17 protein-coding genes are annotated in these 18,682 nt (G+C 36.7%); 15 read left to right on the top strand and 2 right to left on the bottom strand.

Annotated features, from left to right (window positions below; genetic code table 11):
- Positions 1-97: 97 nt before the first annotated feature.
- Positions 98-583, bottom strand: coding sequence for a hypothetical protein (locus C7D53_RS12950; RefSeq protein ID WP_106916865.1), 486 nt, complete (start codon positions 581-583; stop codon positions 98-100).
- A 6-nt stretch (positions 584-589) separates the two neighbouring features.
- The gene (locus tag C7D53_RS12945) at positions 590-1,429 is read right to left on the bottom strand and encodes a cell wall anchor protein (protein ID WP_106916864.1); all 840 of its coding nucleotides are present in this window, start codon (positions 1,427-1,429) and stop codon (positions 590-592) included.
- Between the two features lie 261 nt (positions 1,430-1,690).
- Between C7D53_RS12945 and C7D53_RS12940 the strand changes: the two genes are divergently transcribed.
- The 15 genes from C7D53_RS12940 (at position 1,691) to C7D53_RS12870 (ending at position 18,588) form a co-directional block, all read left to right on the top strand.
- Positions 1,691-2,017 carry a DUF6660 family protein gene (locus C7D53_RS12940; RefSeq protein WP_106917122.1) on the top strand — a complete coding sequence of 109 codons (327 nt, stop codon included), beginning with the start codon at positions 1,691-1,693 and terminating at the stop codon, positions 2,015-2,017.
- Positions 2,018-2,153: 136 nt separating this feature from the next.
- Positions 2,154-6,515, top strand: a complete 4,362-nt coding sequence (locus C7D53_RS12935; protein ID WP_106916863.1) for a CusA/CzcA family heavy metal efflux RND transporter — start codon at positions 2,154-2,156, stop codon at positions 6,513-6,515.
- Between the two features lie 76 nt (positions 6,516-6,591).
- Positions 6,592-7,821, top strand: coding sequence for an efflux RND transporter periplasmic adaptor subunit (locus C7D53_RS12930; protein WP_106917121.1), 1,230 nt, complete (start codon positions 6,592-6,594; stop codon positions 7,819-7,821).
- 133 nt (positions 7,822-7,954) lie between these two features.
- Positions 7,955-8,833: a bestrophin family protein gene (locus C7D53_RS12925; protein ID WP_106916862.1), complete on the top strand. Its 879-nt coding sequence runs from the start codon at positions 7,955-7,957 to the stop codon at positions 8,831-8,833.
- Between the two features lie 14 nt (positions 8,834-8,847).
- On the top strand, positions 8,848-9,747 hold the full coding sequence (locus C7D53_RS12920) for a cation diffusion facilitator family transporter (protein ID WP_106916861.1): 900 nt from the start codon (positions 8,848-8,850) through the stop codon (positions 9,745-9,747).
- 17 nt (positions 9,748-9,764) lie between these two features.
- The gene (locus C7D53_RS12915) at positions 9,765-10,184 is read left to right on the top strand and encodes a Fur family transcriptional regulator (protein ID WP_089734725.1); all 420 of its coding nucleotides are present in this window, start codon (positions 9,765-9,767) and stop codon (positions 10,182-10,184) included.
- A 44-nt stretch (positions 10,185-10,228) separates the two neighbouring features.
- On the top strand, positions 10,229-12,211 hold the full coding sequence (locus C7D53_RS12910; RefSeq protein WP_106916860.1) for a heavy metal translocating P-type ATPase: 1,983 nt from the start codon (positions 10,229-10,231) through the stop codon (positions 12,209-12,211).
- Between the two features lie 687 nt (positions 12,212-12,898).
- On the top strand, positions 12,899-13,261 hold the full coding sequence (locus C7D53_RS12905) for a hypothetical protein (RefSeq protein WP_106916859.1): 363 nt from the start codon (positions 12,899-12,901) through the stop codon (positions 13,259-13,261).
- 239 nt (positions 13,262-13,500) lie between these two features.
- Positions 13,501-13,773: a YHS domain-containing protein gene (locus tag C7D53_RS12900; protein WP_106916858.1), complete on the top strand. Its 273-nt coding sequence runs from the start codon at positions 13,501-13,503 to the stop codon at positions 13,771-13,773.
- Positions 13,760-14,437: an SCO family protein gene (locus tag C7D53_RS12895; RefSeq protein ID WP_106916857.1), complete on the top strand. Its 678-nt coding sequence runs from the start codon at positions 13,760-13,762 to the stop codon at positions 14,435-14,437. The genes C7D53_RS12900 and C7D53_RS12895 overlap by 14 nt, the downstream gene beginning before the upstream one ends.
- A gap of 63 nt (positions 14,438-14,500) precedes the next feature.
- Positions 14,501-15,175, top strand: a complete 675-nt coding sequence (locus tag C7D53_RS12890; protein ID WP_106916856.1) for a superoxide dismutase — start codon at positions 14,501-14,503, stop codon at positions 15,173-15,175.
- 4 nt (positions 15,176-15,179) lie between these two features.
- Positions 15,180-15,551 (top strand): hypothetical protein, encoded by a 372-nt coding sequence (locus tag C7D53_RS12885; protein WP_106916855.1) that lies wholly within the window; start codon positions 15,180-15,182, stop codon positions 15,549-15,551.
- A gap of 203 nt (positions 15,552-15,754) precedes the next feature.
- Positions 15,755-16,585, top strand: coding sequence for an MbnP family protein (locus C7D53_RS12880; protein ID WP_106917120.1), 831 nt, complete (start codon positions 15,755-15,757; stop codon positions 16,583-16,585).
- Complete coding sequence (locus tag C7D53_RS12875) at positions 16,578-17,627, top strand: cytochrome-c peroxidase (RefSeq protein WP_106916854.1); 1,050 nt, start codon at positions 16,578-16,580, stop codon at positions 17,625-17,627. Before C7D53_RS12880 ends, C7D53_RS12875 begins: the two co-directional genes overlap by 8 nt.
- Positions 17,628-17,640: 13 nt before the next feature.
- The gene (locus C7D53_RS12870) at positions 17,641-18,588 is read left to right on the top strand and encodes a transporter (RefSeq protein ID WP_106916853.1); all 948 of its coding nucleotides are present in this window, start codon (positions 17,641-17,643) and stop codon (positions 18,586-18,588) included.
- Positions 18,589-18,682: the final 94 nt, after the last annotated feature.

The raw sequence follows: 18,682 nt of genomic DNA, 5'->3' as shown, positions 1-18,682 counted from the left end.
TATTGGTTATTTTATAAGTGATAATTAATAAAGATTACTCAATACAGGTAAGAGCAAAGAAAACTCTTTCAATGCCTTTACATTTTTCTTTTAATCTTTATCTTTTGGTGACATTTCTGGCAAAGACTCTTCCGTCTTTTAGGGTAAAGCGTAGAATATAGATACCCCAATCATACCCAGTCATATTAATTTTAAGCTGACGGTTTAGTCCAGGAATATTCTGTTGCTGAAATTTCCAATGAACGGTACTGTGCTGGTAGAGAGAAACCGATTCTATTAATCCATCCACTTCTTCAGTCCAGTCAATCGTCAGATAATCGTTCACCGGAACCGGGTAGAGCCTGATCTGTTTCCAGAAAGTTGTTTCATCCATACTAAGAGCCTGCGTGGTAATGGCTGCTGTTTTGGACTGTTCCTCAATTTTTGCTTCTTTTAGGATTTGTTTTTCTGCGTTTTTACCCGCGGCGTTAGTTCCTCTATATCGTTGGTTTCCGGCTTCATCATATTTGAAGTAGACTTCAGTTTGTGAAAACCCTAAAAATCCAATGAACAGGGAAAACAGAGAAAGTAATTTTCTTTTCATCGGTATTTATTTTTTGGTAGAAATTAATTGCTGTACTTGTTCTCGAAGTTCCTTAATCTCTTCAGACTGGGATTTCAGTTGTTTGTTTTGTTCAATGGAATAGAGGGTTAATTCTTCTATTTTTTCCAAAAGCTTAGCATCCATTTCACCTAGATTAATTCCATCTTTTTCCACTTCTTTTGCGGATGGAATGTTGGGTAAATGACCTTTTTCCGAAATGTGTTTTTCTACCTCTTCCAAAGATCTGAGTTTATAGCCTTTTTTGAACACGTAGTCAGCCCAACCGTTGCTTGATGGATTTTCAACTTTTACCTTTTCAGCCTTGATTCCATCTTTTACAAATAATCTGTATTCGTTACAGTCACTGCATCCGGAAAGTGCTGTGTTCATTGATGTTCCGATCAGAACTCTCCCGTTTGCTCTTACTGAGAATAAGGGTTTTGCCCAATCACCGGAGAAAAGAGGAGCAGAAAGAGTTAATAATCCAACATCATTAGATTGGTATTTATTATAAACTCCCCATATTAAATCTACCCCAGCACTAACGTTATCCAATGTACCCAATACTTGAAAACCATCAGCATTAGCATTTGTATGAAACTGAGCTCTACCATAAGTTTTGAAAGTGATGTTTGGATCTATTACAGGGCCACCTATGGCTACACTTCCTGTAGAACTGATTTTTATTCTTTCAGTATTATTGGTTTTTAATATTAAACTCTGATTATCCTTAGTTCCAATAAAGTTGTTTGAAGAATTTGTACCTGTATTTCCTATAGTACTCCAGCTTTGAGCAAAAATATAAGAAGTAGTTATTGTACAGGCTAATAGTAGTAATCGTTTCATAATTAGTTAAATAAATAATTCGTTGCGTGAATTTACTAAATGCTGCATTTGTTATTTTTAGTCCAATTTGTTATTGTTTATTAATCTTATTTAATCATTTGAAGTATTTGTTTAACTTTTTTGTTGTTAATTTTGTTTTATTTATAATTTTAAAAGATTGTTTTGGACTTTTTTCTTAGATCGATGTTTTTTTATGATTTTTATCATGTATTTAAAATTGAAAGTTTACCCATTTTAGAAAAAAACTTTACCTTTGTCACAATGAACTTGTTAAGATGGATACTGGCAATTTATTTCATGGCGTTATCATTGATGCCCTGTGAAGACGTGTCTCATCTTTCATCAGACACTGGAGATAAAAAGATTTCCCTAAACATTCAGGGAGCTCACTCAACAGAAAAAGGGGATATTTGTTCACCTCTTTGTGCCTGCAGCTGTTGCCAGATTACGGTTTCAGCATTTAAAATGGGTTCATTGTTAGAAATTCCAGAGCAGATTCCTGCTTACTTTTCAAAGAAAATTTTATTTCATAAAAACGACTTTGCTTACCAGGTGTATGATCACGTCTGGCAACCCCCTAAAATTTAATTTTATTGATTTTTAGAAAGTTACCTTTCTAAACGTGTTTGAAACTTTGCAATACCATTGCAGAGGTTTTCAGGATATTTTTGCTGCAGAATTAAGCTGTACGCAATGTATTTTCAATAAAAATTAAATATAAATCGTGTTAGATAAAATCATAAAACTTAGTATCAAAAACAAAGTTGTTATTGGTATTATGACCCTGATACTGATCATTTGGGGAACATGGAGTGCCACAAAGCTACCCATAGATGCAGTACCGGATATTACCAACAATCAAGTGCAAATTATTACCGCTTGTCCTACGTTGGCAGGGCAGGAAGTAGAACAGTTGGTCACCTTTCCCATTGAACAAAGTATCGCAAATGTTCCCGATATTCAGGAAACAAGAAGTATTTCAAGATTTGGACTTTCTGTAATAACAGTTGTTTTCAAGGAAGATGTAAATATTTACTTTGCCAGACAGCTTATCAGTGAACAATTAAAAAATGCAGTAGAGGAAATTCCGAAAGGAGTGGGAACCCCCGAATTAGCTCCCGTAAGTACAGGTCTTGGAGAAGTATATCAGTATATTCTTCACCCGAAAAAAGGAAGCGAAAAGAAATACAATGCCAAAGAATTAAGAACCATGCAGGACTGGATTGTCCGCAGACAGCTTAACGGAACTCCGGGAGTGGCAGAAATCAACAGTTTCGGAGGAGAATTAAAGCAATATGAAGTAGCCATTGACCCCAATCGATTAAAGGCGATGGGAACAAGCATTACCGAAATATTTACAGCGCTTGAAAAAAACAATCAAAATACTGGCGGAGCCTATATTGATAAAAAACCCAATGCTTATTTTATCCGTGGAATCGGGCTTGTGACTTCTTTGGAAGATATCAGGAACATTGCCGTTAAAAATGAAACAGGAAGCGTTCCCATTTTTATAAAGGATGTTGCCGATGTTCGTTTAGGAAGTGCAGTACGCTATGGAGCTTTAACCTATGACGGAAAAGTAGATGCCGTGGGTGGAGTAGTGATGATGCTAAAAGGAGCCAACAGTAATGAAGTTGTTGGCAACATCAAAGAGAAAATTCCGACCATTCAGAAATCACTTCCGGATGATGTGGTAATAGAACCGTTTTTAGACAGGACAGATTTAGTAGACAGGGCCATTAGTACCGTTCAGAAAAACCTGATCGAAGGAGCGTTGATCGTTATCTTTGTTCTTGTAGTTTTTCTGGGGAACCTTAGAGCTGGGCTCATTGTGGCCTCTGCCATTCCACTTTCCTTATTATTTGCGCTGGGGATGATGAACGTCTTTGGGGTGAGTGCCAATTTAATGAGCCTTGGAGCAATAGATTTCGGATTAATTGTAGACGGAGCTGTTATTATCGTAGAAGCAACCCTGCATCATCTTGGGGTAAGGAAATCAATGAGGACGTTAACTCAGTCTGAGATTGACGAAGAAGTCTTCCTTTCAGCATCAAAGATCAGAAGCAGTGCTGCATTCGGGGAAATCATTATCCTGATTGTATATATTCCGATTCTTACCTTAGTAGGAATAGAGGGAAAAATGTTCACACCAATGGCAAAAACAGTAGGATTTGCAATTCTTGGGGCCTTGATCTTGTCATTAACTTATATTCCGATGATGAGTGCCTTGTTCTTATCTAAAAAAATATCACACAAGGAAACATTCTCAGATAAAATGATGAATCGTCTTCAGAAGATTTATCAGCCATTATTGCAAAAAGCAATCAAAGTAAAATATATTGTTGTTTCAGCAACAGTAGCGGTTTTTGTGATCTCCGCATTTACCTTTAAAAATATGGGTGGAGAGTTTATTCCACAATTACAGGAGGGAGATTTTGCGTTCCATTGTATTTTACCACAGGGAAGTTCCCTGAGCCAGAGTATAGAAACCTCCATGCAGGCTTCCAGAATCATCAAGCAGTTTGATGAGGTGAAAATGGTAGTAGGGAAAACAGGATCTGCTGAGGTTCCTACAGATCCGATGCCGCCTGAGGCAACAGATATGATTGTGGTCTTAAAACCCCAAAGCGAATGGAAAACTAAAAAATCCTATAGTGAACTGGCAGATGAAATCAGTGAAAAGCTGGAAACAATTCCCGGGGTATTTTTCGAGAAAAACCAGCCTATCCAAATGCGTTTTAATGAGCTGATGACGGGGATCCGACAAGATGTTGCCGTGAAAATCTTTGGAGAAAACCTAGATTCATTAGCCGTATATGCCGATAAAGTTGGAAAAATTATTCAGACTGTAGATGGCGCAACAGCTCCTCAGATTGAAAGAGTAAGCGGCCTTCCGCAGATCAATGTGCAATACGACAGAACAAGAATTGCTAATTACGGATTAAATATAGAAGATGTCAACAATGCGGTAAGTACTGCCTTTGCAGGAAAAGCTGCCGGACAGGTTTTTGAAAATGAAAGACGTTTTGATTTGGTAGTACGTCTGGACAGTCTTCACAGAACAGATATTTCAGATGTGAATAACCTAATGATTACCTCAGGCACAGGAGCACAGATTCCATTGTCACAGGTTGCCAATGTAAGTTATAAGCTTGGTCCGGCACAAATCAGCCGCGAACAGGGAAAACGTAGAATTGTAATCGGATTCAATGTGAAAGGTCGAGATGTGGAAAGTGTAGTAAAGGACATTCAGGCAAAGCTGGATAAGGTGAAATTACCGTCCGGATACTACTTTACCTATGGCGGGCAGTTTGAAAACCTACAGGAAGCAAGCAAACGTCTGATGATTGCTGTTCCGGTATCACTGCTTCTTATTTTTATGTTGTTGTATTTTACTTTCCGTTCATTCAAGCAGGCCGGATTAATCTTTACGGCTATTCCAATGAGTGCTATCGGAGGTGTTTTTGCCTTGATTATAAGAGATATGCCATTCAGTATCAGTGCGGGAATTGGATTTATTGCTCTTTTTGGAGTGGCAGTTCTTAACGGGATTGTCTTGATAGGAACCTTTAATCAATTGGAAAAAGAGGGTGAGAAAGATATTTTAAAACGTGTTTTTGAAGGAACAAAAACCAGATTAAGACCCGTTTTGATGACGGCCACCGTAGCATCATTGGGATTTTTACCGATGGCAATTTCTACAGGGGCTGGAGCAGAAGTACAAAAGCCTCTGGCAACAGTAGTCATTGGAGGGTTGGTATCGGCAACATTCCTTACCCTATTCGTTCTACCAATGCTTTATATTATTTTTAATACAAAGATTTTGAAAAGAAAAAATAACCAGACAGGATCATTTACAATCATTCTTCTTTTAGGATTAATGATGATGGGACAGACCTTTAAAGCTCAAACCCGACCCATATCCGTGGAAGAGGCTGTACAAATGGCGATGAATAATAATTTAACCCTACAGTCAAAGGACTTAAGCATAAAATCTGCAGAAGCTTTAAGACCTACGGCAAAGGAACTTCCCAAATTAAGCTTTGATGCTCAGCTGGGACAATACAACAGCCCAAAATTTGACCAGTCTTTTGCTATTTCACAAAGTATTCCTTTTCCCACCTTGTTTAAGGCAAGAAAGGAACTCATTAATGAAAATATTAAGAGTAAGCAAATTGATAAGGAAGTTACAGCCAATGAGCTTGTTAAAGACGTTCGGACTTATTATTACCAGATTGAATATCTTCAGTACAATAAAGAAAAACTGACGAGCCTGGCAGGATTTTATGAAGAGTTTATCAGAATTGCAACCGTAAGATTTAAAGCAGGTGATATCAAAAAGATCGAAATCAATACAGCAGAAACCCAAAAAGGAGAAATCGATCTGCTTCTGAGACAAAATGAAGTATTTCTGAATAATGCCTATAAGAATTTAAAAACCCTCCTGAATACTTCAGAATCCCTGGAGGTACCATTCAAGACAGGTTATGAACCTTTAAAGGCCGAAAATGTATTGGATAGTGCAGTGGTTGCCAATAATCCTACGGTAAAGGCTTTTTATCACGAAATGGAAATTGCGGAAAAGAATAAAAAGGTAGAAAAAGCCCTTGGGTTGCCGGATTTTAGCTTGGGATATACAAACCAGTCATTAATAGGATTCCATACCATAAACGGACAGGAAAATTTCTATGATTCCGGGAAGCGCTTTCAATCAGCAACAGTAGGAGTAGCAATACCTTTAACATTTGGTGCTACAAAGGCAAGAATGAGGGCTTTAGAATATGATAAGCAAGTAGCAGAAACCAATGCCAGAATGCAGAAAAAACAACTTTCTGCCCAGTTGGAAAATGCATTTAATCAATATCAGCAGGATACACAGCAGTATGATTACTATACCAATCAGGCGCTGCCTAATGCTGAGAAAATTGTAAAAGCAGCTCAATTAGGATATAAAACAGGGGAGATTTCTTATGTAGAATACCTTTTTGCCTTACAGACCGCCACCAATATTCAATTAAAATATCTGGAATCAATCCAGCAGGTGAATCAATCTGTAGTTACCATTAATTCAATCATTAACAAATAATATGAAGCCGCTATTAACAGAAAATTCCCCAATGAAGATGATGGCATACGATTTTAGAAAAAATAAATATTCGCATATGAAACTCAAATATAATATCCTATCTCTTGTATTAATCTCTCTGTTTGCAATAAGCTGTGGGAAAAAGGAATCTACAGAAGAAAAAGCACCGGAAAAAACGGAACAGAAAGAGAAAGCCCACGAAGAAGCCCCTGAAACCATTGCCTCATTAACAGAAGAGCAGATGAAATCTGTAGGAGTAGCTTTGGGGTCGGTAGAAATGAAGGAACTTACCTCTACCATCAAGGCAAATGGTCTTTTGAGCGTGCCGAACAGTAATAAGGCAACCATAACTTCTCTATACGGAGGAATTATTAAAACAATCAATATTCAGGTAGGAAGTATTGTGAAAAAAGGACAGGTTATCGCAACCATTGCCAATCCTGAATATATACAACTTCAGGAAGATTATCTGACTACCAATAGCAGGATTGCCTATGCTGAACAGGAGTTCAGAAGACAAAGAGAGCTTTTCGACAATGATGCGGGAGCCAAGAAGAATCTTCAAAGTGCAGATGCAGAATTGAAAACACTAAGAACCAAAAGAGCCTCCCTTTTGAAGCAGCTTCAAATGATGGGAATAAACCCGGGAAGTGTAAACAATGGTAACATGAAATCCGGTTTGGTTATCACAGCTCCAATCAGTGGAACAATCAGCGGTATCACAGCACAGATAGGAAGTTATGTAGATATTTCATCCCCTGTTGCTACAGTTATTGATAACGGTTCCATCCATCTGGATCTTCAGGTGTTTGAAAAAGATCTTCCGAAAATGAGAGTAGGGCAGATTGTTCATTTTAAACTGACCAATAATCCCGAAACAGAATATGATGCAAAAATTTACAGCATTGGATCTTCCTTTGAAAACGAAAGCAAGACCATCTCTATGCACTGCGAGGTGATAGGAAATAAATCTGGGCTGATTGACGGGATGAATATTACAGGGCTGGTAAGCCTTGATAAAAGTACAACACCTGCAGTTCCTACTGAAGCCATTGTAGAGGCAGACGGAAAATACTATGTGTTTGTACAAACCGATAAAAAGGTAGAAGAAGAACATGAAGAAAAAGGAAAACCACATCCGAAGACCCTGAATTTTGAAAAAATGGAAGTAGTAAAAGGAACCTCAGACATGGGATACACTGCCATTACTTCTATTGGACAAATCCCGGAGCAGGCAAAAATTGTAGTAAAAGGAGCCTTTTTTGTGAATGCGAAACTAGTAAATTCAGGAGAGCATGAACATTAATGAAAGTGTTTAAAATCAATAAAATGTCGAATTTTATACTTAAATTAGAGCTGTTTACGGAATAGTTTTATTGAAGTTAAAACGACTGAGGGAAAGCAAAGAATATCTTATAAAATTTAATACATGCCCAACTATGCTATTAAACAAAAAAATATCAGTCTGGTATTTCATCCGTGAAATAAAATCTCAAATTCTGTTTATTGGAATATTCGCCGTGGTTATTGGACTTTTGGATATGCTGCCATGGTTTCAGAAAATTTCACTTCCACTGAATATTCCGGCGCTTTTAGGAACAGCGGTTTCGCTATTGCTGGCGTTCAGAACCTCTCAGTCCTATGAAAGATGGTGGGAAGCCAGAACGGTTTGGGGAGCTATTGTGAATGATTCCAGAACACTGGTAAGGCTGGTTAGTCAGTTTTTGCCTGAAGGAGATCAAAATATCAGAGCCATTGCAGAAAGACAGATCATCTGGACCTATGCCTTGGGAGAATCTTTGAGAAAGCTGCCTTTTTCTGATAAAGTTCAAAAATATTTGGATGAAAATAAAATCAGTGCAGTCAATATCCCCAACGCTCTTTTAGATGCCCATTCCAAGCAGCTTAAAGAAATTGCAGCTTCAAAAGAGCTTACAGATTTTCATCAGATGCAACTGAATGATATGATCACAAGGCTATGTGACAGTATGGGAAAATGTGAAAGATTAAAAAATACAGTTTTTCCAAGATCCTATAGTGTTTTAGTGCATATTCTGATCTATGTATTTGCAGCTATCCTGCCATTTGGGTTGGATGATTCGCAGCTGACAGTAGAGATTATGATTACTTTTCTGGTTCCGATAGTGTTTATTACCATAGAAAAAACATCTATCATTATGCAGGATCCATTCGAAAATGGTCCGGTAGATACTCCCATGACTTCCCTTGCGCAGACTATAGAAATCAATATCCGGCAAATGATCGGGGAGCAAAATGTGCCTTTAAAAAAAGAAAATACATCCTATTATGAAATGTAATTAAGCCACCAGCTATGGAAACCAAAACACAAACCCAACTTCCCTCTGCAGCAAGCAGACATAAAAAAAATCTCCTGATTGTACTATGCCTAAGTGGAACCTATCTCATTGCTGAGGTAATTGGAGGACTTATTACCAATAGTCTTGCCTTATTAGCCGATGCTGCACATATGCTCACAGATGTCGTAGGCCTATTATTGGCATTTATTGCCATAAAAATTGGAGAGAAAAAAGCAGACCCTTCCAGAACCTACGGATATTACCGTACTGAAATATTGGCTGCTGTTATTAATGCTGTGGTGCTATTGGGAATTTCTATATATGTTCTATTTGAAGCATATCGACGCTTTCAGGATCCACCGGAAGTACAAAGCAAATCTATGCTGATTGTAGCAGGTATAGGATTGTTAGTAAACATTGTCGGAATGATGATTCTAAGAAAAGATTCAGAAAGAAGCCTTAATATGAAAGGAGCCTATTTTGAAGTCCTTTCAGATATGCTAACCTCAGTAGGAGTGATGATTGCAGGAATTATTATGCTGACAACCGGCTGGTATTATGCTGATCCGTTGATTTCGGCAGCCATTGGCCTTTTAATATTTCCAAGAACATGGCGGCTGTTGAAAGAAGCGATCAATGTATTATTAGAAGGAACTCCCAATGATGTAGATATTCATGAGCTGCGTAAATCACTGGAGCAGACACAGGGAGTGAAAAATGTTCACGATCTTCATGTATGGTCGTTAACATCAAGTGTGAATGCGATGAGTGCCCACATTGTGAAAGAAGAAACATTTCCCCAGAATCAATTGTTGAAAACATTAACAGATAAAACAGTGGAGAACTTTAAAATAAGCCACACTACTTTTCAGATAGAAGAAGATGGCTATGAAGAAAATGAAGTCCATCTGTAAATTTTAAATTGTTGAAAATGAAAAAAGATATAGAAAACAAACTCATTGATAAAAATACCAAACCCACCAGCATGAGGATTCTGGTGTACGATTTTCTAAGCTCACAGGATGCAGCAATGTCCCTTTCTGAAATAGAAAATCACTTTGAGAATGCAGACAGAATTACCATTTACAGAACATTAAAAACCTTTGAAGAAAAAGGAATTGTTCACAGTATACAGGAAAATACAACCACAAAATACAAACTGTGTGATGATGATTGTGACGAGAAAACCCATAAGGACTGGCACCTTCATTTCTATTGCAAAATATGTAAGCAAACAACATGTAAAGAAGATATTTCCTTTCCTGAAAATATTCAGACCAATTTCAGGATTGATGAAATAAGGCTTTTTGCCAAAGGAATATGTGAAAATTGTCTTGAAAGTTTGCAATAGCATTGCATCCGTTTCCCCATTAAATTTGTATAAAAATATCAGTTATGGAAAAATGCTGTAGTACAACCCCCGAAAAAATAGAACCAAAAGGACACAATCATAATCATTCAGACGGAGATGGACATGACCATGACGGGCATGATCACTCCCATGATTCCGGAGATCAGACCATCTTTCAGATGTTTCTTCCGGCCATTATATCCTTTGTGATCTTATTATTAGGAATTGCTTTTGACAATTATATAAAACCAGCATGGTTTACAGGCTGGGTAAGACTGGTGTGGTTTCTTGCCGCCTATATTCCTGTAGGATTTCCTGTATTGAGGGATGCCTATAAAAGTATTATTAAAGGAGATGTGTTTTCAGAATTCTTTTTGATGAGCATTGCTACCATCGGTGCTTTTGCCATTGGAGAATATCCTGAAGGAGTTGCTGTAATGCTTTTTTATGCTGTAGGAGAAGTTTTCCAATCCATGGCGGTAACCAGAGCAAAAGGAAATATAAAAGCCTTGCTGGATCAGCGTCCCGATGAGGTAACGATTATGGAAAATAATCAGCCTAAAACCATTAAAGCCAAAGAAACCAAAATCGGAAATATTATCCAGTTGAAGCCGGGAGAGAAACTGGCATTGGACGGTGAACTGCTTTCAGATTCAGCATCATTCAATACAGCTGCCTTAACGGGAGAAAGTAAACCGGATACCAAAAATAAAGGTGAGGTTGTATTGGCAGGGATGATCAATATGAACAGCATAGCCCTTGTTAAGGTAACTACGGCCTATGAAGACAGTAAATTAAGTAAAATATTAGAGCTGGTTCAGAATGCAACCGCTCAAAAGGCTCCTACAGAACTATTCATCAGAAAATTTGCCAAGGTTTATACACCGATTGTAGTTTTTCTTGCCATAGGAATCTGTCTCTTGCCTTATTTCATTGTAAATGATTATCAGTTCAGAGATTGGCTTTACAGAGCCTTAATTTTCCTTGTGATCTCTTGTCCTTGTGCCTTAGTAATTTCCATTCCATTGGGGTATTTCGGAGGAATCGGAGCAGCCAGCCGAAACGGAATTTTATTTAAAGGAAGTAACTTTCTCGACAGCATTGCGGAGATTCAAAATGTTGTGATGGATAAAACAGGAACTATGACGGAAGGAGTCTTCAAAGTTCAGGAAGTAAGTATAGCCTCCGGATTTAATAAAGATGAGATTCTTCAATTAGTCAATCTACTGGAAAGCAAAAGTACACACCCTGTAGCAACTGCTATCCACAACTATGTAGGAGATATTAATTATTCCATTCCGATGGAAAATGTAGAGGAAATTGCAGGACACGGATTAAAGGCTACCGTTAATGGAAAAGAACTACTTGTAGGGAATTTCAAATTAATGGATAAGTTCAATATCCAATATGATATTAACCATGCCAATATTGTATACACCCTTATTGCTGTAGCTTACGATAAAAAATTTGCAGGGTATATTACTATCGCAGACAGCATAAAAGAAGATGCAAAAGAAACAGTTGATAATCTTCATAAAATGGGTGTAAAAGCCACAATGTTGAGCGGTGATAAAGGAACCGTTGTAAAATATGTTGCAGACCAACTTGGTATTGATAATGCGTTCGGAGACCTTTTACCGGAAGATAAAGTGAATAAGGTTAAAGAAATAAAGGCAAAAAAACAAACAGTAGCTTTTGTGGGAGATGGCGTTAATGATGCTCCGGTAGTTGCTTTGAGCGACGTAGGGATAGCCATGGGAGGTTTAGGAAGTGATGCAACCATTGAGACGGCAGATGTCGTTATTCAGGATGACAAACCAAGCAAAATTCCAATGGCCATCAATATCGGAAAGCAAACGAAAAAGATCGTTTGGCAAAATATTATTCTGGCTTTTGCAGTAAAAGCAGTTGTTTTGGTTCTGGGAGCAGGAGGTCTTGCAACCATGTGGGAAGCCGTTTTTGCAGATGTCGGAGTAGCGCTGTTGGCTATTTTAAATGCTGTAAGAATTCAGAGAATGAAGTTCTAGAAAGCAAACAATAACATACAACTAAATTATATTAATAAAGGCTCTGCTGTTTTCAGTAGAGCTTTTTTATTGAAATTCTATATATAAAGTGGGAAGAACATAAAACCCGCATTATTCAATTTTATCAGAGATGAATCCTTGCTCCTTATCATGGGCTTAAAAGAACTTAGCGTCTTTCCGAATTTCCAACCAAAAATATCTGCATAATCAATAAAATCTGCGAGAGAGAAAAATGACATGAAATTCACTCAACCTCTAGTGTCCAAAGAAAAGCTCCACTGAAAACCATCAGCAGAGCTTTAACAAGATTAAACTTTTATAAAGAACTAAATTTTGCTTTGATAAGAAAAGGAAGCCAAATGTTTGTTTCCTGATCCTGAATTAAATTCACAAGCCTTATAATCAAAGGTCGTGATAATATTAATACAATAACAGATACAGTTTTTTTAATTTTATGGGTAACAGATCTCTATTTTCATTTTAGTAGCTATTAATAATGAAAAATGAAGAATTTTCACCTGAAAATATCTGCCCAATCAGAAAAATCTGCGGAAATAAAAATGACAAGAAAACAACTCTAATCAATATAATCTACATGTAAAACAATAAAATCAATGAATGACATTCATCATAAATAGAGCATAAAACAATTTCGAAATAGTATATTTGTAACACAGAACTGAAGAGTTGAAGGTATTCATTTCCATATTTATCATTTTTACAGTTGCAATACGTCCTGTATTGCCGTTGGTAAACTATGTGGTAAACTATGATTACATTGTAAATAACCTTTGTGAAAACAGAGAAATACCTCAGTCTACCTGTAAAGGAAAATGTTATGTTGAAAAAGAACTTGCAAAAACAGAAAAGCAATCCAATAGTTCACAGACTATAAAGATAGCAGGTCTGGATGTTTTTCTTTCTCATGATATCCTTTCATTTTTGGATCAAAAAGATCTGGAACCGTTGGTGGAAACTCCCAGTTCGGATTATCCCGATTTCCAATCTTCAGATTATTTTTTCAGGATTTTTCATCCTCCGCTTATTTAATTTCAAAATAAACTAAAATATTAGTTTTAAACTAACGGTATCTTAATCATTTAATTATATAGCATGGTTTTAGACTTACTGAAATAGATTTAAGTAAGTTTAAATAAAATCATCGTGTTTTTTTATGATGTAATCCAATGAGCTTCAACAACTATTTGTTAAAGTTTAGATTTTTTTCAAGATGCATTGCTTAGTGTTATACCTTTATTCAATAATATTAATTTCAATTTACCATTAAAATGAAATCTCCAGTTATTTTGGCTGCATTGCTGTCAATATCATTGCTATCCTGTGCAAAAGAACCTCAGGTGAAGCATAAAAACAACATGAGTTCTTCCAAAGAAAATATAAAAAATGTACAAGTTGTGAACCAGGAAGATCCTATATGTCATATGAAAACGGCAGAATTTTTGAAAGATACTGCAGTATATAAAAATAAAACATACGGTTTCTGCAGTTCTTATTGTAAAGATGAATTCAAGAAAAATCCGGAAAGCTATGTCCAAAAATAAGCAGACTAATAACAAGAGCAAGGTCATCATTCCGATTGCAGTTATTGCCTTATTATTTCTGGGAATAGGAGTAGGAATGGGATATTTTAAAAAGAATCTGTATACAGTAATGGCGGTTCCTAATTTTGAACTGACAGATCAGAACAGTAAAAAGATTACCAATAAAGATATGCTTGGAAAAGTATACCTGGTTGAGTTTTTCTTTAGCAAATGTCCTACCATATGTCCTGTGATGAATAGCAATATGAAAGCTATTCAAAACCAGATTAATGATCCTGATTTCGGAATTGTTTCCATTAGTATTGATCCCGAAAATGATACACCCGAAGCCTTAAAAGAGCATGCTCAAAGAATAGGAGCAAAATCTCCAAACTGGCATTTTTTGACGGGTGACAGAACCTATATCGGTAATCTTGCAGACAAGTTTAATATTTATGTGGGAGATAAGGAGGACGAAAGTGAAAGTCTGAATCACAGCGGAATGATTGCCTTAGTAGATCAGGAGGGAAATATCCGATGCAGATACAACAAAGACAATATGCCGATCTTGTATTATTCAGGACTAAATTATGAAGATCCCGAAGGGAAGACAGCGAAACTAACAGGGAAGTATCATCCCGACAGAGAGATTTTGATAGAAGATATCAAAAAGCTTTTAAAGTAAGTACCGGAAGCAAATAGCTTCCATTTGAGAAAAAAATATTGTTTAACCATACAACAAAATGTTATGAAGATTTTGAAAATTGCTGCTTTAGGAGCAGTATTTGCGGCTCAGTTTACAATGGCCCAATTTAAGCAGACTCCTCTGCCATATGCCTACAACGCATTGGAAGGGTCTATAGATGCACAAACAATGGAGATCCATTATTCCAAACATGGAGCAGCCTATGCGGCTAACCTGAATAAGGCTATTGCAGGAACACCACAGGAAAAACAAACCTTGATTCAGATTCTTTCTGAAACATCCAAGTTAACCCCTGCGGTAAGAAATAATGCAGGTGGACATTACAACCACGAGCTTTTCTGGACCATTCTTACCCCGGAAAAAAATAGCCAGCCATCAGCAAAATTAGCAAAGGCAATCAATGAAACCTTTGGAAGCATGGATGCCTTTAAAGAAAAAATGAGTAAAGCAGGAGCAGATCGTTTTGGATCAGGATGGGCTTGGCTTTCTGTGGATAAAACAGGAAAACTATTTGTTTCTTCAACCCCAAATCAGGATAACCCTTTAATGGATATTGTAGAGGAAAAAGGAACTCCAATTTTAGGAATTGATGTTTGGGAACATGCTTACTACCTGAAGTATCAAAATAAAAGAGCAGACTATCTTTCCGCAATCTGGAATGTATTGAACTGGAAAGAAGTAAGCAAAAGATATGAAGAAGCTTTAAGCAAAAAATAACTTCATGAAACTATTTTACAGCATGCTTTTTACCCTTTATATGGTGTTCAGACCTCTGATCCCCCTGGTAGAGTATGCTGTAAATTATAATTATATTGTTGATACCTTATGTATTAACAAAAGCAAGCCGGAAGTTCATTGTAACGGAAAATGTTATCTGAGTAAAGAGCTGGCAAAAGCCAGTGACAATGCAGAGTCTACCCCTTTCAGTAAGGTGAAGAATTCAGGGCAGAAGATTCTTGATATTTATATTCTTCCTGACATTGCAGAAATTAACATCACGGAAAAAATTCCATTTTTCAATTTCAATTTTATCTATAAAACAGATTATTCTTTTCTGTTTCTGAAACACATTTTCAGACCACCAGTTCTTTAAGTTGTAACTATCACTATTCAACCCCAAAAGTCCCAAAAGCTTATTTACATTAAAAATCAAAGATTTTTAAAAAGCTTAAGTGTTCTTATGATGCATAAAGCCTATCACTTAATAACCTTAAGTGTAAGAACTTTGGTGCCTTTTGTGGTGAAAAAAGAATGTTTTTACATTCAAAAATTATAATTCAACTTAAAAAATCAACAATGAAAATTTATAAATTTTTATCACTATTCTTTATTGCCTTTACCTTATTTTCTTTTTCATCATGCAGCAGCAGAGATGATGATGATAATCCGCAGGATACAACTCCAGGAAATCTTCAGATTAAATTTGAAAACGGATTTAATAACCTTGGAGATATTGTTCTCAATCAAACTGTACAAACTTCTTCTCAGGGACAAAAACATAATTTTTCAACCCTAAAATACGTCATTAGCAATATTACTCTGACCGATGAAAATGGAAATGAATTTAAATACAACGAGAATAATCCTGATAAAGGTGCATTTATCATTGATCAGGCAGATGCTGTAGCAGGAATTATTTATTTAAACCTTAACGAAATCCCGAAAAATAATTATAAGAAAATAAAATTTGGACTGGGAATCAGTCAAAATGCATATCTATTAGGAATGGACGGCCAGGCTGATTTCTGGAACAGAGCCAAGCAAAAAGGAATGTCATGGTCGTGGGCTGCCGGCTATGTCTTTGTAAAATTAGAAGGAAAATACGGAACAGGTTCTGCAACCACCGAATTTATGAATCATACAGGAAATATGGGGAAAGTGGCAGAGAACAACACTCCTGATCTATACAGGGAAATTACACTGAATCTTCCTACCACAGCAAGGGTAAATGGTAAAATAAGACCATCCATTCATATTTTGGCAGATTTAAATCAATTTTTAAGCGGAGACCAATCACTTGCCCTTACCGAAGCTAATGCAATGATGATGGGTTCAAGCCAGCATTTGGTGGATGTTACCAACAATCTTACAAAAATGTTTAAAGTAGATCATGTACACAATGACTAATTTTTTCATAAAAACAGTACTGGCTCTGGGAGTTTTGCTCCTGAGCTGTACTTCTTGTTCAGATGAGGTGATGCAGCCTCTTGATAAAAATGAAGCATATAATCTAAGTTTTCCCTCTTATTTTCCGGAAATGACTTTTGATAAGTCTGCCAACCCTGTTACCAAAAATGGGGTAGAGCTGGGTAGAAAATTGTTCTATGAAGGAAGACTTTCCAGAAACAATACTATTTCCTGCGGTTTTTGCCATATTCAGGAAAATGCTTTTACCCATCACGGACATACCGTAAGCCACGGAGTTGATGACAGAATCGGAATCAGAAATGCACCTCCTATTCAGAATATGGCATTTCTCAAAAGGTATATGTGGGATGGGGTTATTCACAACTTAAATGAACAACCCATTATCCCTATGACAGATGTGAATGAAATGGATAGCTCTATGCCGGAAGCCATTTCCAAAATAAAAGATGATCCGAAGTATAAAAAACTATTTGGTGCAGCCTATGGAGATGAAAATGTAACCGGCGAAAGAATTTTAAAGGCTTTATCTCAGTTTATGGCATCAATGATTTCTGCCGATTCTAAATATGACAGATTCAAGCAAGGAAAGGAAAATCTGACTTCTGAAGAATCCCAGGGGATGGCTTTATTTAATCAAAAATGTGCCAGTTGCCATAGTGGAGGATTGTTTACAGATGAAAGTTTCAGAAATACAGGGATGTACTACAATAATCAATTTAAAGATGCAGGTCTCCACCGCGTAACATTGAATCAAAATGACTGGATGAAATTCCGGGTGCCAAGTTTGAGGAATGTAGAATATACAGCTCCCTATATGCATGACGGAAGATTTTATACATTGGAAGCAGTCCTTAATTTTTACTCAGACAATGTAGAGGATAATCCCAATCTTGATCCTCAGCTGAAGCAGAACAATCACATCGGAATTGCCATGAACGGCCAGGAAAAACAGTTGATTATTACATTTCTGAAAACCTTATCCGATAAAGACTTTATCACCAATCCAAAATTTGCAGAATAAATTAAATACAGACATGAAGAAGATCTTTTTAATCATGAGCTTGGTTCTATTTACGGTAAGCCAGGCGAAAACAATCAGAGACAGCGCAGATATTTCACTGAATAATTTTAGAACAATAGATTTTGATGACGATTGTGATGCCTGCGGTTGTGCTGCAGGAAACGGTTCATCAGGTTTTGAATCCTTATTGAATCCACAATTTATAGGAATTAAATACTTTGCACAGCATTACAAGGCAAAGGAAAATTTATTTGTAAAGGATTTAACACAGGATCAGTATTTCAATACCTTACAGCTTTGGGGAAAGATACCATTAACCCAAAAACTGAGCGTATATGCAAGCTTGCCATTCCATTTTCATGAGAAGAAAACGATGCAGGGGGATATCAGGATCAATGGGATAGGAGACCTTAATCTGATGGGAATTTATAAGCTTCTTAATTCCAAAGATAACTTTCACCAGCTAAGTGGAGGATTAGGAGTAAAGGTACCCTTGGGTAAATTTGATGAAAAAGGAATCTCAGGTGTTAACCCAAGTTTTCAATTGGGAACAGGAAGTTGGGATTATCAGGCAGCTCTGAACTATAAATTTCAAAAGAATAAAATTGCAGTGCTGATCAATACAGATTATACCATAAAAACTGAAAATAAAAAGAACTATCGTTTCGGAAACCAATGGAATTACGCTGCAACAGGGTTTTATCAGATTGCAGGCAATGAAAAGTCTATTTTTTCTGTAAAAGCAGGAGTACAGGGAGAAGTGTATGCTCAAAACAAACAGTTTGATGAAGCTTTACCCAATACAGCCGGAAGTGCTTTATATGGAAAATTAGGATTTGAGGCCTCTTACAAAAAATTCAGCCTGGGAAGTGAAATTATGCTGCCGGCCTATACCAACCTTGCGGGAGGAGATATTGAAGCGAAATCACGGTTCAGTATCTTTGTAAATATTGGAATATAACTTCTACCGAAAGCAAAGTTTAATTTTTAGAATTTATCATCCTTAAAGTCGATGTTTTCTAAAAATTAAACTTTGTATTTAAAAAAATCATCAT

The sequence above is a fragment of the Chryseobacterium aurantiacum genome, assembly GCF_003020585.1.
GTDB classification, from domain to species: Bacteria; Bacteroidota; Bacteroidia; order Flavobacteriales; family Weeksellaceae; genus Chryseobacterium; species Chryseobacterium aurantiacum.
Note: the sequence above shows the minus strand (reverse complement) of the source record. Positions and strands in the feature narration are given on the sequence as shown.